Source organism: Parendozoicomonas verongulae (assembly GCF_009711465.1).
Taxonomy (GTDB): domain Bacteria; phylum Pseudomonadota; class Gammaproteobacteria; order Pseudomonadales; family Endozoicomonadaceae; genus Sansalvadorimonas; species Sansalvadorimonas verongulae.
In genome coordinates this window covers 1-14,617 of sequence record NZ_SMME01000782.1, presented here as the reverse complement: position 1 = coordinate 14,617, position 14,617 = coordinate 1, and the positions used below count along the sequence as shown (strand labels likewise).

The following is a 14,617-nucleotide window of genomic DNA, read 5'->3' as shown; positions in this document are numbered from 1 at the left end:
AAAGGCAGTAATTTCATCAGCCCTCATCTTACTAATATCAAGAACCAGAACCAGAGGAGATGAATGCTTGAACAGCTTGCCGGGATGAACCTGATGCTCACCATCGTCTGTAATGGTCAGGCGATGAACAAGATTATCCTGTTCAAGTCCATCGTGAGAATTCATAACAACAACGTCAGCATCCTGATGCTGTTTATTAATCGTTTGCAGAGTCAGTAAAACATCCTGATCAGAAGCAACAAAATTCAGGTCAAATGCAGGGGCTGATTGAAAGGCAGGATTTAAAAAGGAAGAATGGCTGACCTGTTTGTTATGAATCGGGGAAGAGGAAGCTTTCTTCTTATCCGCACCTAATTGAGAGAGAGTATGACTGACTTTCGAGACTGAGACCGAATCAGAACTGTATGTTCTTTTTTCAGTGCTAAATTCCGGCTCACAGTCTGAAGATCTTTTCCTTGAAATAGAGTGAAATGGCTGCATTTCTGATAATACCTGTGTTGTCTTCCCTGAATCGCTAACGATATTGACAGCACAAGCCATTTTTGGTTCAACACCTCAGACGCAGATAGATACGGTATTTTGAGAGAGTCGTTATGTAGTGCCTGTACGGAAACCCTCAAGCCTTTGCACTTAGGTGCTTACAGCCTAATGTGTACATATTTTTGCAATCCTCCCTAAATATAACCTTCAAAAAAGAATAACCCATCTGAAACATTCACCGTCCAAACTCTTTCCTCGCAGTGGTGATAATCAAAGACATCAAAACCAACACACAATAAAAACACATAAGTACCTGGGTACTTATTCACTGAGGAGTGGGTTAATGGAACGTACAGCTATCTCTCTGGCCGTAGCTGCCGCAATGACAGCTGGTCTGGCAATCAATGCTCAGGCGGGAACCGTAAGAACTGAAGGTGAAGACATTATTATCAGCACCAAGAACGGTGGCTTCAGTGCTAAGACTGAAAGTGGTGATTTTTCTTTCAAGGTCAGCGGTAAGTTACAGTGGGATTATGCTTCTCTTGATGGCGTTTATAACTCTGAGAATGAGGGTAAGGACAAAACTACCGGTTATGTTCGTCGTGGCCAACTGAAGATTAGTGGTAAAGCGCACAAGAATTTTAAATATGCCTTGAAACTCAAGTTGAAAAGTACTGATGCCAACGATAATGACTTTGTCGTTGATAACGCCTATCTTGATTTTCTGCACTTGAATCCGGTTGAGGTGCGTTTGGGTAAGTGGGGACGTGACTTCGGCCTGGAGAATACAACAAGTTCTTCCTGGATTATGGGTATTGAGCGTCCGTTTATTTACGACGTTATGCGTGGTGATGAAACCAACGACTACGGTATTCAGGCTGCTATCTACGAGAAGCAATACACTCTGGCAGCCGGTATTCACCATGATGGGCTGACAGACTACAAGAACAACGATGACGATTCCTGGGGCTTTACTGCTCGTGCAACAGTCGCTCCGATTATGAGTGACAACACGCTTGTTCACTTGGGTGTGAGTTATCACAACACCAATCCGGATAAAGCCAGAACCGGTGAAAACAAAACGAAACTGGGTGTAAAAAAGTCATCGTCCCAGACGCTTTATAATGTTTCATCTGGCGGTACTGATTTCACCACCAGTGGTGATAGCGAAATCATTCTGGAAGCCGCTGCACAGTTAGGCTCTGTGCAGGTGCAGGGTGAATACATGATGCGTGGTATCAACCAGAAAGATACAACCAACACTAAGGCGGATGTTGATCTGAGCGGTTACTATGGTCAGGTGTCTTATATGCTGGGTGGTGGTAAGCGAACCTATAAGGACGGTGCTTTCGGTAAGCCATCTGGCGGTCAGTGGGAAGTGTTTGTTCGTTATGCCAGCCTGACTGTAGATGCTAAAGGCACCGCTTATGCCGGCACTGACCCTGAGGGCAGGAAGGATGTGGAAGTTGACGCCATGACTCTGGGTGTGAACTACTTCCCAACCAAGAACATTCGCGCCAGCCTGAACTATGTGACCGGTAACACCAGCAACCTGATTGATAAAACAGCTGTTTATACCGGTACCAGCAAACGTCGTGATGTTGATGGCTCTGCTGTCGTAGGTCGTGTCCAGTTCGTTTTCTGAGATAGCTGAAAACCTCGCACCTAAAGGCTGCCCTCTCCCCGGGCAGCCTTTGTCGTTCCTGTGGGCATTAACAAACCCTGCACCGCAATGGATTTTTTGGTACAGTGGGCTGTTTAATTTACCAGAGCCTTTCTCTGGTTGCTTTTTGCGTTTGATGCACCCTCTTTTTTGGAGTGTACGGTTGTTCTGCTAAAGATAACCGGTAGCGCGGAACCCCATTCAGGCAGAAGTATGTTTGCACCTGCGTATTATCGGGAACGACTCAATAACCTGCCCCAGGTTTCTGTGGACGCCACAGATTATCGTATTATTACAACAACCCGGGGCTTTAAAGACCGCCTTCTACAACTGATTCAGGCGGCGACTCAGCGTATTTACATCACAGCACTTTACCTTGAAGCCGATGATGCAGGCGAAGAGATCCTGCGGGCACTGTTTGAGGCGCGTCAGGCTCGACCAGAGCTTGATGTTCAGGTCTTCGTAGATTTTCACCGTGCCCAGCGTGGCCGTATTGGTGAAGCCGCTTCCCAGACTAACCGGGATTTTTACCGTCGGCTCACCAGCGAATACAAGTTACCTGTCCATATTCATGGTGTACCGGTTAAGAACCGTGAAGTGTTTGGCGTGTTGCACCTGAAAGGTTTTGTTTTTGATAACACGGTTCTTTACTCCGGTGCGAGTATCAATGATGTGTATCTTCATCAAAATGACAAGTATCGTTACGACCGCTATCACGAGATTCGCAGTCAAGAGCTGAGTGACAGCTTTGTGCGCTTTCTTCGCACCTATTTTCTTAAGCATCCTGCCGTTAAGCAGCTAAATACTGATGAAGAAGTGGTGCGACGGCAGTTAAAAGCACAGGTGCGCAGCTTTCGTAAAGGCATGCGCAGCGCCCATTACAGCTTTACCGGTCAGGCGCACTGCAAGATCGGCCTGACACCGGCGTGTGGTATTGGCCCCCGTGGTAACAAGCTGAACAAGATGATTCGTGATCTGGTTCGTTCTACCGAACGGGAACTGTTCATCTGTACACCCTACTTCAACCTTCCCCGTGCGGTGTCCAAGGATGTTAACCAGCTGCTTAAGCGCGGTGTGAAGGTGACCATTGTTGTTGGGGATAAAACGTCGAACGACTTTTACATCCCACCAGGAGAAGATTTCTCCACTATCGGTGGTCTTCCCTATCTGTATGAGGACAGCCTGCGCTCCTTCGCCCGTAAGCACCAGAAGGATATTGCCGCTGGCCTGCTGAATCTGCTGGTCTGGAAAGATGGCGGCAACAGCTACCACCTGAAAGGATTGTATGTGGATGATGAGCTGGCCATGGTGACCGGCAGTAATCTCAACCCACGCGCCTGGGGGCTGGATCTGGAAAACGGTATTCTGGTGCAGGACCCTCAACAGACATTAAAGGATGCTTTCTCCCATGAACGTGCGCTGATAGTGGAAAAAGCAACGCGCATTGAGAGCTATCGTCAGCTTCAGAAGGTCAGTGATTATCCTGTTGAGGTGCAGCGCCTGATCGGACGGATCCGTAAGCTGAAAGCCCACGTTCTTATTCGTAAAATCATCTGATACTTTCAGGTAACCGCTGAATGGCAGACCTCATTTGCCCATGTGAGGTCTGCGTAGAGTGCCTGGCTTTTATGTGTCTCTGAGGTGCTTCAGCCAGCTTTGTATGTAACGGGTGTGATGTTTCTGTTTATGCAGCACAACATAGAAGTGGCGATGCAAGTCCCGGCTCACAGGCAGGCGTACCAGCTTCCCTTCTGCCAGATCCTTTTTCAGGCTGATATGGCTTAAGCAACCTATGCCCAGCCCGGCTGCCACTGACTGCTTGATGGCTTCAGGTTGTTGCAGCTCCAGCGCAATTTGCAATTCTGGTAAAAGATCGTGCATGGCTCGATTGAAGGTCTGTCGAGTACCAGACCCTGACTCTCGCAGTATCCAGCGATGGCTGATCAGATCGTTATCAGACAATTTTGAACGATTAACCAGTGGATGCTCTGGAGCGCAGAAGACGACGAGCTCATCGTTATGCCACGGAGTAATAGACAGTTTAGGGTGATGAAGTTCGCCTTCAATCAGTCCCAGATCAATCTCAAAGTTCTCTACCCGTTTGACGATATTTTCGGTGTTGGCAATCTCCAGGGAGAGATGGCCTTGCTCCGCAGCCTGGGGGTGTTCCTTGAGAAACTTCACCATAATCTCTGTGGCCAGATCATTTCCGATGGTGAGGGTCGCACCTACGCGGAGGCTGCCTATACTGCTCTGGTTGTGAAAGGCCGATTCCAGTTCCGCAGCCTGTGAGATCAGTGCCTCGGCTTTTGGGCGAATCCAGTGCCCCATCTCGCTGAGCTTGAGGCGTTTGCCCACCCGTTCAAACAGAGCCATGGAGAATTGTTTTTCCAGTTCCTTCAGAGCACCGCTGGCGGCAGACTGGGACATAGAAAGCCGCTCAGCGGCACGGGATATATTCTCGGTGTGAGCTGTGGCAATAAAGACTTCAAGCTGGCGCAGGGTATAACGCATTATCGAGAAAACCGGTTAATTATATTTATAAAAACAGATTAACCGATATGGGAAAACCAAGTAACCTCAAACATATCAGAAGAATAAAGCGACTGCAGGGGCTGAACCATTATGAGTTCCATAAGAACAGAAACAGTTACAGGAGTGCATCACTGGAATGACACTCTGTTCAGCTTTACCACAACCCGGGATGCTGGCTTCCGGTTTAAGAATGGACACTTTGTCATGATTGGTTTGAAAGTGGATGGCAAGCCGCTGATGCGTGCTTACAGCGTGGCCAGCGCCAATTATGAAGAGGAACTGGAGTTTTTCAGCATTAAGGTGCCTGATGGCCCGCTGACGTCTCGTTTGCAGCATTTGCAGGAAGGGGATGAAATTCTGGTCAGCAGTAAACCCACAGGCACGCTGATTCTGGACAACCTTCTTCCGGGGCGAAATCTCTGGTTGATCAGTACGGGTACAGGGCTGGCGCCGTTTATCAGCATTATTAAAGATCCGGAAACCTATGAGCAGTACGACAGGGTGATTCTCACTCATGGCGTACGCTACGTGTCTGAGCTGGCTTACCAGAGCATGATTAAAGACGAACTGCCAGGGAATGAGTTTTTCGGGGATATGGTACGGGAAAAACTGGTGTATTACCCCACAGTCACGCGGGAAGAATTTCCCACACGGGGCCGTTTAACTGACCTTATGGAAAACGGCCAGATAACTGCGGATTTAGGCTTGCCAGAATTCAGCCTGGAGCATGACCGCTTTATGATCTGCGGCAGCCCGGCCATGCTGAAAGACACCTGCGCTATTTTAAATGCCCGCGGCTTTGTAGAAGCTCGACATGGCAATGCCGGGCACTACGTGATTGAGCGGGCTTTTGTTGAGAAGTAAGCCCATAAGTGCCCAGGCTATGCAAAAGCAATGGCCCGGGCTCTTATCATCTTCAATGGTCTTACGGTTGCTTTTGATCATGCCGGGCATCAGAAGCGTATTGAGCAAGCCGTGGTGAGCGTCGTACAACGCGCTCAGATTCAGAACGGGACGGTACGGAGCTAGCCGTAGCGTCATCTATGCCTTCGTGACTGAGAGCGCTTTTCTGTGCCGTAAATTCAGAACGGGACAGTGCTTGTACTTTTTCATCAAATGTTGTTTGTAGAGACCTAACCAAGGGGTTATATATCTCGGTGCGAGCGAGAGCGTTTTTCAGTGCCGTAAAGGCCTCTGTTGTTTTATTGCTTTTTATGTGTGCCTTTATTATCGAGATAATTATACGGTTTGAATCCCTATCTACACACTGAGCCCTGACTCTTCGCAAATCATCAAAATTTATTATGTGAGCACTTACAAGGTATGCGGCCATATCTTGTAAGCGGATATACATAAGCTCATTATCAAATTTATTAAGGGTATCTAACGCGCATTGACAGGTACGCCCCTCTTCAGTGTCAGGAAAATCAGGAAGCTCCAATGAAGGCTGACTCAGCGCAACCAGACAGAAAAGTTGAGGCTCCTGGGAAGCGGTATCTCTTTGAGCCAGGGTCATGACCGGAAAAGCCCTCCCCTGGATATGGACATGCGAACCTGCATGACGCAAAGTAACATTATCCCCTTTCAATTCCGGCTTACATGTACAGGGCTGCAGGTCTCCTGTGTGCGTCGTTAGTACGTTGCAGGGTATGGCGTTCGGCGATAAATTGTTCATTTTCTTTAAATCCCTCTATTTGTGGCAACAGAACTTATTCTTAGTATTAGAGAGTTGCCACGCATGAAGTTCATTTTTCTTATAACAGTTAAGTTATCTTTATTGCACTGTTGAGAACGCCTCTTTCGGATATAATTTTTCTGCCGACCGTTTAGCGGCTCATAAAACGCAGTAGCCACTGTGCTGCCAGTGTTTTATCCGGTGCATATGACAGTGATTCAAGACCTTCCCCAATCCTGTCTGCAGGTATGCGATCCTGACGTGTGAGCATTAATTCTTTCGCATAAGTGGGTGAGAATTCAGGATGCCCCTGAATACTGAGAAAGTGATCGCCATACTGGATCATGTAGTTGGGGCAGAAATCACTGCCAGCAAGTATCTGTGCATCAGCAGGAAGGGTTGTCACCTGATCCTGGTGGCTGACTAACAAATTGAAATCCTCTCTGGCTGGCTCCATCCAGTGTTTGTGTGTACATACTTTATTGAAAGACATGCACACTCCCCAGCCCTTCTCTGAAAGGGTGACTTTTCCGCCCAAAGCCTCTGCCATCACTTGATGACCAAAACAGATACCTATCAGCTTGCGCTTCTCTTGATAGAGCCTTTGAACAAATTTTTTAAGGGCTGGAATCCATGGCAAAGCATCATAAGCGCTATAACGGCTACCGGTAATGAGCCAGGCATCACATTCGTGTGTGGTTTGGGGAAAGATGCCATCAAGCACGCGATAGAATTGAAACTCACAGAGGGCATCTTCAGCCAGAAACAGCTCCTGAAACATCTCAGGATAATTGCCATGTTTCGGTTGTAGCTGCTTCTGTACATCGTCACATTGGAGAATACCAATTTTCATAATGGGTATGAGCCTTGAGTTAAAGGTGACCGTTTACGGCCTGTGTAAAAATGGTTGCATACTGTTTGGCGGAAAAGGAAATCGGGTTACTGCCTGCGGATGGATCTTCCGTAGCCATAACGGCCACTTTTTCAGCGTGTGCCGTATCAATGCCAATATCACTCAAGCTGTGGGGAATGCTAACCGTCTCCCGAAGTTCAATAACCCATTTCATAAACCCATCAAACGTGTTGTCTTCTAACTGAAGGTAGTTGGCCAGACGCACAATACGACCCTCAATGGCTACTCGGTTGGCTTTCAGCACATAGGGCATCAGAATCGCATTGAGTAAACCGTGGTGGGCGTCGTACAAAGCACCCAGAGGATGTGCGAGTGCGTGCATCCCCCCCAGCCCTTTCTGGAATGCTGTTGCGCCCATGCTGGATGCCACAATCATCTGGCTGCGGGCTTCAAGGTCAGCACCATCAGATACGGCTTTAGGTAGAAACTCTTTCACCAGACGAATGCCTTCAATGGCAATACCTTGAGCCATAGGGTGATAGAAAGGTGAACAGTATGCTTCCAGATTATGGGAGAGAGCATCCATACCCGTAGCAGCTGTAATCCTGGCTGGCAGCCCGGTTGTGAGCTCCGCATCCAGAATCACAATCTGTGGCAGCATTTTGGGATGGAAGATGATCTTCTTAACGTGATTCTCTTCATCCGTGATAACAGATGCACGGCCAACTTCAGAGCCAGTACCGGCCGTTGTAGGCACAGCGATAATAGGAGCAATGCCGCCAGCATTCACTCGCAGCCAGTTATCTCCCACATCCTCAAAATCCCAGATAGGGCGATTCTGCCCCACCATTAAGGCGATGGCTTTGGCAGCATCCAGTGCGGAGCCACCACCCAATGCAATAACACCGTCGTGTTGTCCATTTTTAAAAGCAGCTACGCCATCGGCCACATTCTGTTCATTCGGGTTGCCTTTGATATCCGTAAACAGCTTGCAGTTTAAATCTGCATTCTGGCAAATTTGGAAAGCTTTCTTTACGGGAGAAAGAGAAGCCAGCCCCGGGTCGGTAACCAGTAAGGGTGACTTTATTCCCAGCTCCTTGCTGGCATCTGCAAGCTCGTGAATCCGGCCAATGCCGGAGCGAACGGAAGTTGGATAATTCCAGTTGGCAGTAAACTGATCCAGATTCATATTGTTATACCTTCAGTTCAGGGAGCCTTGATATGGAAAGACTTTGGTCGTGTCAGTGACTCATAACCCAGTTTGGAAAGCGTGCAACCCCGGCCAGAGTTTTTTACACCTGCCCATGCCAGTGCCGGGTCAAGATAATCACAGCGGTTCAGAAAGAAAGTGCCGGTTTCCACCTGCTCTCCAATGGCAATGCCCGCTTCGATATCTCTGGTGAACACTGAGGCGGTTAAGCCGAACTCACTGTCGTTCATCAGAGTAATGGCTTCCCTGTCGGACGACACCTTTTGTATACCAATCACCGGCCCAAAGGACTCTTCCATCATCACTCTCATTGAGTGATTCACGTTGGTAAGAACTTGAGGCGCAAGATAAGGCGTACCGGGCTTATCCATGGGGAAATGACTGGCATTGATATGGGCGACAGCGCCTTGTGAGAGAGCTTCGGTGATCTGCCCTCGAATAAAGTCAGCAGCCGATGTACGAACAACGGGCCCGAGGGTGGTTTCTGGGTCGTCAGAACGTCCAAGTTTATACTGATTGACCAACGCAACGGCCTTTTCTACAAAACTGTCGTAGAGGCTTTCATGAACATAGATGCGTTCAATGCCGCAGCAAGATTGGCCAGAGTTAAAGAATGCGCCATCGATTGTGGTTTCCACTGCGAGATTGAGATCAGCATCGGCTCGTACATAGGCCGGGTCTTTGCCCCCTAATTCAAGGCCTGCGCCGATGAAGCGCCCAGCAATGGCTTTTTCCACCATTTCCCCGCCACTGACGGAACCTGTGAAGGCCACATAATCAATGGCATCGTGTTGCATCAGTTCTTCCGTGGTTTGATGGGAGAGGTGCAGGTACTGGAATACACCCTCCGGCAAGCCTGCAGAGGCAAAGGCTTCAGCAATGCGTTCGGCGCACAGCGGCGTTTGGGCTGAGTGTTTTAGAATCACCGTATTGCCCGCCAGAATGGCTGGCATAATGGCATTGATAGCGGTCAGGTATGGGTAGTTCCAGGGAGCTACGACGAACACAGTGCCCAGTGCTTCACGCTTAATCCAGCGCTGAAAGCCGGGCTTTTCGGGAATCTGTACAGGAGCCAGCGCTTCTTCAGCAATGGCAATCATATGGCTGGCCCGCTCTTCAAAGCCGGCCACTTCTCCTGCGCCGTAGCGAATAGGACGACCCATTTGCCAGCACAGTTCCCGGGCAATGTCGTCTTTTTTTGAAACGAAAGCTTCCACCGCTTTTTGGCAAAGGGCGGTACGCTTCTGAATACTGGTAGCCTGCCACTCTTTCTGTGCTGTTTTTGCGAGAGTCACTGTGCGTTCAATCTCAGCAGTACCCGCCAGTTCACGCTCTATGTAAACAGAACCATCAATCGGCGAAATGGTTTTTAGCTTGTTGCTCATAATGCGTTACTGCCTGTTAAATAATTTCAAAGTACCGGTCCATTTCCCAGTCGGTAATGTGTTTGCGGAACTCCCGCTCTTCCCATTCCCGGGAAGCAGCGTAGTGCTCTACAAACTCAGACCCCAGCATTTCCCGAGCCGCGCTGGAAACCTTGAAACGCTGTGCTGAGTCCCAAAGAGTTCTGGGAAGCGCCAGCTCGGGTGAGTGTGTTTGTTCGTAGGCATTGCCTTTCACCTGAGGTTCCGGCTCCCACTTATTCATCACGCCGTAAAGGCCGGAAGCCAGTGCCGCTGCCAGTGCGAGGTATGGATTGGCATCAGCTGAGCCAAGGCGGTATTCCACCCGCTGGGATTTCGACGAACCGGGAATCACTCGCAGGGCTGTTGTACGGTTTTCTACGCCCCAGGTAGCATCTGTTGGAGCCCAGAAGCCGGGGATAAGCCGTGTATAGCTGTTAACAGTGGGCGAGAGCATGGCGAGAAATTCCGGCATCAAACGTTGCTGGCCGGCGATAAAGTGCCGTTGAACCGAACTCATGCTGTGTTCGTTTTTATCGTCAAAAAATGCCGAACCGCTGCCGTCTTTGTTTTGCAGGGAGATATGGATGTGACCGCTTTGGCCCGGGTAATCCTCCGACCATTTAGCCATAAATGTTGCCATCATTTCGTTCTTCTGGGCGAGCACTTTCATAAAGGTTTTGAACAGGGCCGCTTTATCAGCCGCTTTATCGGCTTTGTCTACGGCAATAGCGGCTTCAATGACACCGGGGCCGGTTTCGGTATGAAGGCCTTCTATGGGAAAGTCCATGACTTCGCCCATCTCCAGAATCTGGTGATAGAGCTCGGAGTGAACGGAGTTGCGTATAATTGAGTAGCCGAACCAATCGGGCGTTATAGGTTCAAGGTTACGAAAGCCTTTGTCCCGGACTGATTTGGGTGTTTCATTAAACAGGAAGAACTCGTATTCCAGTGCTGAAAAAGGTTCAAAACCCAGTTCGTTGCACTTCTCAATCACTCTGCGTAGAGTGCCGCGAGGGCAGATGGCTTCGGCTTGTTTATCAAACTCCGCTATAAACAGCAGCATGTTGGGTTCGGTGTGAATGTCACGGCAGGACTCTGGCAGAATTCGTACGGGGGCGTCGGGATAGCCGGTATGCCAGCCTGTGTATTTTACGTTATCGTAAAGCTGGTCTTTGGAATCCCATCCAAGAATAACATCGCAAAAGGCAAAACCGTTTTCCAGGGATGAGAAAAACTTGGATTTGCTCATGTATTTGCCAAGCATCACACCGTCGTTATCAAACAGGCCAACCTTCACGTGGGTGAGGCCGCGCTCTTCAACAATTTTTTTTGCGTCTTCAACCGTGCGTACATCTCTTGGGTTTATCATTCGGGTTTCCTGCGTGCTTTCTATTGTTTTTGTGGCTTTGATACTGACACAGTAATAACTGCACGACACCTGCTAAAAACTTTATAGGTCAGGTACTTAGAAAATAGCAGACCAGAAGGCTGCTTCTCTGACCTGTGAGCACTGCCCTGTTGGCATGGGAACATCTGTATCTCTGGACTAATCTGGGTCATCTTAGCGGAACAATGATAAGGACGCTCCATTTGACAGGTTGTAAATACCATGCCAACAAGTTTAAAAAGTGCTGTTGTCGCTATTACAGGTGCCGGTTCCGGCATTGGAAGAGCTTTAGCTATTCAGTGTGCCCGTGAAGGTGCGATAGTTGCCATCTCAGATATTTCAGAAAAGCCTTTGCAGGAAACTGCGGAACTCTGTCGTGCTTATGGAAGAGACGTTTCCTGCAAGATTGTGGATGTCAGCAAGCGAGATGAAATTTATAACTGGGCTGATCAAACTGTCGAACGCTTTGGACGGGTGAATGTCATTATCAATAATGCTGGAGTGAACTTGAATGTCTGTGTCGCATCTATGACAGATTGTGATTTCGAATGGCAGATGGATATTAACTTCTGGGGAGTAACTCATGGTACCCGGGCATTTCTTCCTCATTTAAAAAAAGCCGAGTGGGGACATATTGTGAATGTTTCCAGTTTATTTGGGCTGATCAGCATGCCAAATCAGTCAGCCTATAATGCCTCAAAGTTCGCTGTGCGTGGTTTCAGTGAGAGCTTGCGGATGGAGTTGATGCTGGAAGGTTGCTCTGTAAGTGTGAGCTGCGTTCATCCAGGCGGTATCAAAACCAATATTGTAAATAGTTCTCGTATCCTGGAGCAGGTGGGACCGCAGCTTTCAGAGGAACAGCAAAAAAACGAGTTCAATAAGAAGCTGGCGAAAACAACACCGGAGAAAGCAGCACAGATTATTCTCACCGGTATGAAGAAAAACAAAAGCAGGATTCTTGTGGGCACTGATGCCAAAGTTATTGACTTGGTTCAGCGTTTTTTACCGACGAAATATCAGGTAATGGTTATAAAAGCGCTTGAGTTGTACGGACACCAGATGCGCAAGGCACAATATCGAGCTTAAGGATTCTAATAACTCCCTAACCGGACTCCCATAACCGGCTTTGCTGCACAGAAATTTTCTCCTGCAGGTAGGATATTTCGGCATGGATCTTCCGGATTTCATGCCATGACTGTAAGGCCAGATTCTGCTCTTCGCTGGTAAGGAGGGGAATCGGCATTCGGCGAATATCCTGGGTTTGCAGAAAGGCGACACCGGTTCCTGATCGGATGCTGCTGAGGTAGTGCTTCCCTGCAGTTGAGTTCAGATACTGAAATAGAATACGGGAGTCCTTTATCGGCGCGCCGGTTTTTAAGCGAAGAATCTGGAAAGCCTGCCCCGCCACCCAGTTATCACCGCAGATTTCCGGCACTAGCCCAGAACGACCAGTGTTGCCTTTAATTGCCAGCAGTATATCTCCAGGTTTCAGCCTTTGTAGTTGTACTCTGCGGTGGTGCTCCACGCCGAAGAATACAGTTTTATCTGGTTGCTCAATATCCCCGGCATTGTTGATATTGACGGGGGTGACTTCAAGAACATGGTTGGTAGAATGCTCAGCATTGTTGGGAATAGCTTGTGCGCGAATCAACTCAACCAGTTCTTCGAGAGGGGCAAACTGACGTTCGCTGCCTTTGGATGTCTGGCGAGCCGTTTTCTTCGGCAGATAACGGAGAACATCGAGATTGGTATCATTCGCAATGATCTCCTTTACGGGGACTCGACAGCAGTAGTCATTGGTTTTTTTATCAAGAATGGATTCGATAACGGCATCGCTATTTTTAAGGATGGATAAACCATTTCTCCCTGAGCTTTTGAAATAGGGGGCACTGGCATCGAACAGTAAAATATCTGATGTGTTTTCCTGCCTATCCAGTAAAAGTAATGAAGCCGTGTTGCGATAACCTGGAATAGAACGTCCTGGTAGTTTTATCACGGCTTTAACCATACCGTTTTTCAAGAGCCAGCGTTTGAATTCCCTCTCTTTGCCTTTGGTTCTCTGGAGCATGGCGTTAGATACAACAACCGCCGTGCGCTTTAAGGTTTGGCTGAGAAGGTGGCGAATATAAACCACATCTCCATACAGCGGCTGTTCAGGAAAACGGCCATATAAGTCATTCAATTTACTCACCTGAATACGATCATTGGGCTGAGGTGCACAAGCACTGAAATCAAAATGCTTTAAACCGCCAGGTGTTGTTTGTGTGGGGTGGGTGAGTGGGTTACTAAACGCGATTTCGCAAGAGTCACTCTGGAGATAGTGTGAGATAAGGGCGAGTAAGGAGTCACCTGTTATCTCGTTTACAATATGTCCACCAGTCTGTGTTTTAGGGATAAGAGTTATGTTTTCATCGAACGGGCAGTATAGTGATGAGCCCTCCGGCATATCCAGCAGCCCAACCATCAGTTCTGCAATTTCGCCGGGTAGAAACCAGTGTCCATTTCTCGGAGTTGAGTGATTGTGGCAAAGGATAAGAGCTGCAGGGATTTGTGGGAAATTCAGCAGCTGTCGCTGAGAGGCTTCCAGCATGGTGCTCAGCAGTAACTGAGCTGTTTCTTCTGGCATTTGGCTTACTGGTGAAGCTTGAAATATGCGCTGCTCCAGTTCACTTTCAAGCTGTTCTTGAAACCTGTCCTGTATGTTCGAGATATTCACATCCGAGCTAGATGACTGCTTCTGCAACCAGCAACTCAGCTGACCAACAAACTCCAACGCTTTTGGGTACCAAGGCTGCGAAGTGTCCAGCCCTTGGGTGATACGAAGAATGACATCCCTGCTCATTGTTTTGCTCTTTTGGAGATGAGCCAGCCCGCTTAAGTCCTTAGCGTTTCTGACCGAAAATTATGAGTAATAAAATAAATATAAGAAGCTTCTTACGATAATTACAGGCAGAAAAAGTTAGTTTTGTAGAAATAAATAAATCAGACGCTGATTTATTTATTATGTGCGTGACTACTCGGAAAAGGATGCAACTTTCCCCTGTTTTGCTGTGGTAACTTGCCACTAAAATCTAGAAAACTGCTTCTGGGGCACACTTACGAGTATTTGCTATGCTGGGGAGCCCACTTCGCCGAGCGTAGGAGTTGTCAGCGTGTTAGGAGTCAGCCAGTTAGAAGCCAGGCAGGATGCTTTGGAGGTTACCGTTACCGATATTGTACGGATAGTTGGTAAGCTTGATCATAAGGTTACCAACCTCGATAAGAAGGTTGATGTATACCAGGACGAAAACCGGGCCGCTATCGCAGAGCTAAGGGCTGATACAGCCAGGCTCAAGGCCGACAATGTTGAGATGAAGGCTGATATTGCTGAGCTCAAGAGTGATGTGTCTGGCCTAAAGGAGGATGTTG

Annotated in this window: 13 protein-coding genes; 5 read left to right on the top strand and 8 right to left on the bottom strand. The window is 48.3% G+C overall.

Annotated elements, in window-relative coordinates:
* Positions 1-540 (bottom strand): hypothetical protein (locus E1189_RS06895; protein ID WP_155159297.1); only part of this gene is annotated, 540 nt, incomplete at its 3' end.
* Positions 541-823: 283 nt separating this feature from the next.
* Between E1189_RS06895 and E1189_RS06890 the strand changes: the two genes are divergently transcribed.
* Entirely contained in the window at positions 824-2,125 is a 1,302-nt protein-coding gene (locus tag E1189_RS06890) for an OprO/OprP family phosphate-selective porin (RefSeq protein WP_155159296.1), read from the top strand.
* A gap of 231 nt (positions 2,126-2,356) precedes the next feature.
* Positions 2,357-3,700: a CDP-diacylglycerol--serine O-phosphatidyltransferase gene (pssA, locus tag E1189_RS06885; RefSeq protein ID WP_155159295.1), complete on the top strand. Its 1,344-nt coding sequence runs from the start codon at positions 2,357-2,359 to the stop codon at positions 3,698-3,700.
* 69 nt (positions 3,701-3,769) lie between these two features.
* Here the strand turns inward: pssA and E1189_RS06880 are convergent, their stop codons facing one another.
* Positions 3,770-4,657, bottom strand: coding sequence for a LysR substrate-binding domain-containing protein (locus E1189_RS06880; protein WP_155159294.1), 888 nt, complete (start codon positions 4,655-4,657; stop codon positions 3,770-3,772).
* A 111-nt stretch (positions 4,658-4,768) separates the two neighbouring features.
* Here E1189_RS06880 and E1189_RS06875 point away from each other — a divergent pair, with 111 nt between their 5' ends.
* Positions 4,769-5,542: a ferredoxin--NADP reductase gene (locus E1189_RS06875; RefSeq protein ID WP_155159293.1), complete on the top strand. Its 774-nt coding sequence runs from the start codon at positions 4,769-4,771 to the stop codon at positions 5,540-5,542.
* A 61-nt stretch (positions 5,543-5,603) separates the two neighbouring features.
* On the opposite strand, the gene E1189_RS06870 is transcribed toward E1189_RS06875, so the two are convergent.
* The 5 genes from E1189_RS06870 to E1189_RS06850 all read right to left on the bottom strand — a co-directional run bounded on the left by E1189_RS06870 (position 5,604) and on the right by E1189_RS06850 (position 11,191).
* Entirely contained in the window at positions 5,604-6,194 is a 591-nt protein-coding gene (locus tag E1189_RS06870) for a hypothetical protein (RefSeq protein WP_155159292.1), read from the bottom strand.
* A gap of 310 nt (positions 6,195-6,504) precedes the next feature.
* Positions 6,505-7,206, bottom strand: a complete 702-nt coding sequence (locus tag E1189_RS06865) for a glutamine amidotransferase-related protein (RefSeq protein WP_155159291.1) — start codon at positions 7,204-7,206, stop codon at positions 6,505-6,507.
* 19 nt (positions 7,207-7,225) lie between these two features.
* Positions 7,226-8,395, bottom strand: a complete 1,170-nt coding sequence (locus E1189_RS06860; RefSeq protein ID WP_196221280.1) for an iron-containing alcohol dehydrogenase — start codon at positions 8,393-8,395, stop codon at positions 7,226-7,228.
* A 17-nt stretch (positions 8,396-8,412) separates the two neighbouring features.
* Positions 8,413-9,801, bottom strand: coding sequence for an aldehyde dehydrogenase family protein (locus E1189_RS06855; protein WP_155159290.1), 1,389 nt, complete (start codon positions 9,799-9,801; stop codon positions 8,413-8,415).
* A 16-nt stretch (positions 9,802-9,817) separates the two neighbouring features.
* Positions 9,818-11,191 carry a glutamine synthetase family protein gene (locus tag E1189_RS06850; RefSeq protein WP_155159289.1) on the bottom strand — a complete coding sequence of 458 codons (1,374 nt, stop codon included), beginning with the start codon at positions 11,189-11,191 and terminating at the stop codon, positions 9,818-9,820.
* 240 nt (positions 11,192-11,431) lie between these two features.
* Here E1189_RS06850 and E1189_RS06845 point away from each other — a divergent pair, with 240 nt between their 5' ends.
* The gene (locus E1189_RS06845; RefSeq protein ID WP_155159288.1) at positions 11,432-12,295 is read left to right on the top strand and encodes an SDR family NAD(P)-dependent oxidoreductase; all 864 of its coding nucleotides are present in this window, start codon (positions 11,432-11,434) and stop codon (positions 12,293-12,295) included.
* 16 nt (positions 12,296-12,311) lie between these two features.
* Here E1189_RS06845 and E1189_RS06840 read toward each other — a convergent pair whose 3' ends face one another.
* The gene (locus E1189_RS06840; protein ID WP_155159287.1) at positions 12,312-14,051 is read right to left on the bottom strand and encodes a type I restriction-modification system subunit M/S; all 1,740 of its coding nucleotides are present in this window, start codon (positions 14,049-14,051) and stop codon (positions 12,312-12,314) included.
* 310 nt (positions 14,052-14,361) lie between these two features.
* On the opposite strand from E1189_RS06840, the gene E1189_RS06835 reads away from it, so the two are divergent.
* Positions 14,362-14,617: hypothetical protein (locus tag E1189_RS06835; RefSeq protein WP_230460237.1), on the top strand; the 256-nt coding region annotated here is incomplete at its 3' end.

Bases quoted from the DNA above. Each gene is read 5' to 3' on its own strand.
- E1189_RS06890 (WP_155159296.1), top strand. From the start codon at position 824: ATGGAACGTACAGCTATCTCTCTGGCCGTAGCTGCCGCAATGACAGCT.
- pssA (WP_155159295.1), top strand. From the start codon at position 2,357: ATGTTTGCACCTGCGTATTATCGGGAACGACTCAATAACCTGCCCCAG.
- E1189_RS06880 (WP_155159294.1), bottom strand. From the start codon at position 4,657: ATGCGTTATACCCTGCGCCAGCTTGAAGTCTTTATTGCCACAGCTCAC.
- E1189_RS06875 (WP_155159293.1), top strand. From the start codon at position 4,769: ATGAGTTCCATAAGAACAGAAACAGTTACAGGAGTGCATCACTGGAAT.
- E1189_RS06870 (WP_155159292.1), bottom strand. From the start codon at position 6,194: ATGACCCTGGCTCAAAGAGATACCGCTTCCCAGGAGCCTCAACTTTTC.
- E1189_RS06865 (WP_155159291.1), bottom strand. From the start codon at position 7,206: ATGAAAATTGGTATTCTCCAATGTGACGATGTACAGAAGCAGCTACAA.
- E1189_RS06860 (WP_196221280.1), bottom strand. From the start codon at position 8,395: ATGAATCTGGATCAGTTTACTGCCAACTGGAATTATCCAACTTCCGTT.
- E1189_RS06855 (WP_155159290.1), bottom strand. From the start codon at position 9,801: ATGAGCAACAAGCTAAAAACCATTTCGCCGATTGATGGTTCTGTTTAC.
- E1189_RS06850 (WP_155159289.1), bottom strand. From the start codon at position 11,191: ATGATAAACCCAAGAGATGTACGCACGGTTGAAGACGCAAAAAAAATT.
- E1189_RS06845 (WP_155159288.1), top strand. From the start codon at position 11,432: ATGCCAACAAGTTTAAAAAGTGCTGTTGTCGCTATTACAGGTGCCGGT.
- E1189_RS06840 (WP_155159287.1), bottom strand. From the start codon at position 14,051: ATGAGCAGGGATGTCATTCTTCGTATCACCCAAGGGCTGGACACTTCG.